This is a genomic window from Myroides sp. TSA_177.3, from assembly GCF_052691955.1.
This window is the reverse complement of the sequence record NZ_JBQZGD010000050.1, coordinates 1-3,180: the sequence shown is the minus strand read 5'-3', so window position 1 is coordinate 3,180 and position 3,180 is coordinate 1. Positions and strand designations below refer to the sequence as shown.

Annotated in this window: 1 protein-coding gene and 2 pseudogenes; all 3 read left to right on the top strand. The window is 37.4% G+C overall.

All coding sequences use genetic code 11. The annotated features are described in order from the left end of the window. Positions 1 to 560, top strand: a pseudogene (locus tag ACUTSE_RS18075) (hypothetical protein); the annotation flags it as partial. 93 nt (positions 561 to 653) lie between these two features. Then, positions 654 to 2,432: a hypothetical protein gene (locus tag ACUTSE_RS18070; RefSeq protein WP_445641260.1), complete on the top strand. Its 1,779-nt coding sequence runs from the start codon at positions 654 to 656 to the stop codon at positions 2,430 to 2,432. Positions 2,433 to 2,811: 379 nt separating this feature from the next. After that, a pseudogene (locus tag ACUTSE_RS18065) lies at positions 2,812 to 3,180 on the top strand (hypothetical protein); the annotation flags it as partial.

Here is a 3,180-nt window from a genome sequence, read left to right as displayed (position 1 = left end):
AATTTTACGCCTCAACAGATGGTGTAGGTAAATTATTGGCTCCTGCAAGTATTCGCATTGCAGATGGAGGTGTTACTACAGCTAAATTAGGGAGTAAAGCCGTGGATGCCTCTAAAATGAATGCCGAAGCTTCTTTGGTTGGAATGGTTCCTACTGCGACAGGAGAAAATGGAAAAGTGGAGTATAAAGCTGTGCCTCGTTTCTTTTATATGCCCTCAGTCATCTTTGCGACCTCAACCTTGGCGACTGGATTGAAAAGAGATTTATATCAGGATTATGTCAATCAATTTACTGGTGGCGCAGCAAATGCGACCTATTTTATTTCGCATGGAGCAACAGGAGGGAGTATGCCTTATTCGGGCGGATTAATTAAAAACCCTGGAGCAGCATCACCTGATATTGTGATTTATAACAAAAATCAAATAGACTATTACATTACCTATTATGATACCTCAGTATTAGCTAATCTAAAAGTGAATAATAATGGCGTATTAACATACGATATCATTGGAAATGCAACAGCAACATCCTATATGAATATTGTATTTGTTATTAAATAATAGAGTAAAGAAAAAGCGAAATATTGTTATAGGATGTTCGTTTTTTGCCTTTACATAAAATAGAATTGAGGTTTAATTAAAAAATAGATTGAGATGAATCGGTATACAACCTGCATTTTTTTAGGTGTGATATGGCTAGTACTCCTCTTCGGAACTAGTTTTGAAATGTATGCACAAGATTGTGTTTATGAACCTAATTATGAAAATACATATCTAAATAGTTCAGATCCTAATACCATTGAATATGATAATATGGTTAGTGGTTATAATGCAACAATCGCCAGAGGATCTGATGGGAAAGTCATGGTGTGGGGGCAAAGTATAGGGCCAAATGGAGAAAACATAGCTCCACCCTTGGAACTCAATGGGGATAATTATGGAATTGGAGAACATAAGTTAACCGGTTCCATTTTAAAATTTGCTATGGGAGGAGATGTACAAGTACAATTCGCAGTATTAACAACGGAGGGATTGTATATATGGGGACATTATGCAGCGCTAGTTTCTCTAAATTTTTCTAATGTTGTACACAACAGTTTTAGAAAAGTATCCATTGGAACATACAATGTTCGGCAAGGGGAGCTTAAATCAGATGGTCTACCGCAGGGAGTGGAACCGACTGCAGTAAAAATGATGTTTGGAACTCTGTTTGGTCTCGCTATTGTTACGTGCGATGGCCAAGCATGGGTACTGTCGGGGTATAATAAAGATAAATATGGAGATGGTGCAGAACATACAGCTGCTAATAATATTTTATGGCATCGTGTAAGTACAGCTCCAGATACACCCTTGGAGAATGTTGTTGCAGTACGTGGAACCTATGACTCTTTTATGGCACTCACGGCAGAAGGAAAGGTATATACTTGGGGAGCACGAACGTATTTAGGAGATAATACAGGACAACAGTCTCGACCATTTGCTACGCTAATGACCCCAATAGCTGGTGTAAGACCCAAAATGATTGGTATGGCAAATGCAGCAATGGCGGTTTCTTATTATATTTTAGGAACAAATGGAAGAGTGTATAGTATGGGAGATAATACGAAGCTACAGTTAGGTGATTATGGTTATTCTCATCGGTATAGTTGGTATAATGTAGTGGGAAGACCTGTTACAAAGGAAGGAGTAACCTTTAAGTTAGAGGATAATATAGCATGGATTAGCCCAACAGAACATGGTGGTAATCATTCAACTGCAGTAAATGTATTGACAAAAGAAGGAAAGTTATGGGCTTGGGGAGCTAATCCCTACGGTATGTTAGGGGAGGGGAGCGATTCTGCGATAGATCCAACTTTGATGCCTGGGACTGGAGTAGGTGCTGAAGAGTTAAAGTTTAGTGATTTCCTCACAGCTGTAGAAACAGGAGTGTATACCAGTATCGTACTGAAACGGTGCTTCCCTCAATTTGGTTTTGTAGGGTATAGTATGAATGGCAGTATGGGATATTTTGGCAATGGTACGTCACGACCTAGATACCATTTTAGTAACATTGTAAAGATACCTCTTTATGGAGCCGTTATTCCACCTATTTTACCCGATAGAAAAATATGTAATGGTTCTACTTTTGATTTAAATGATGCTAGACCAACTGTACTTCCTCCAGGTGGTACGGGAATTGATTGGTGGATGGATGTAGATGAAACAATTCCTGTTGCTAATCCTGAGGCAGTAACGCCTGGAACCTATTATGGTACTGTTAGAGGGCTTGAAGAGAAGTGTTCTACCGCAATAACAATTTCAGTCTATACCGCCTCAGACCCAGAATTTGGGACTTGTGAATCTCATTTTATCAGTAATCCTGTCGTTCGACAATTGATGCAAAATGCAACAGATGCTACTGAACAAAGAAACAATTTATTTCGCGCTAGATAGCGAAGTAAAAACGCTTGGACTATAGATAAAAATAAAGGATATAAGTACTGTTTAGCATAGTACTTATATCCTTGTTTTTTTTTAGGGTAGAAAAAAGAATTTTATTTACCCAAATACTCCATTGATATAATTCTTGGTCATTTCGTGTTTTGGATGCTCAAAAATATCCTGTGTCAATCCACTTTCTTTTACTTCACCCAAGTACATAAAATACGTGATCCCCCAGTTCTTTGTTTACTTGTTGATTCTCGTTTTGTGATTATTCCTTTGTTTAAAATATTTTGATGTGCGTATTTGTTGTATTTTATAGTTAAAATCGATTGATTGTTTATTTTATTAACATTTATTTAGGTAGTTTTAATAAAAAATATGAGATAGTATGAAAAAGAAAATTACCACACTGGCTTTTTTTATTGCAATTTGGGGAGCTTATAGTCAAACGGGTATTGGAACACATGTACCTAATGTATCATCAGAACTAGATGTCGTTTCGAACGACAAAGGAATTTTAATTCCTCGAGTGGCTTTAACTTCTACGCAGGATATCAAAACGATTAAGGGAGACGATGGGAATGGTTATGAAAATAGCCTTTTGGTATTTAATACGCTCACCCAAAATGACATGACACCAGGATACTATTATTGGTATCAGGATAAATGGATGCGTATTTTAGATCAAGAAGCGTTGGAGCACTACCTTACTACGTATGGTGGTAACATCAACTACGACGGAAATTCTTTTACGTAT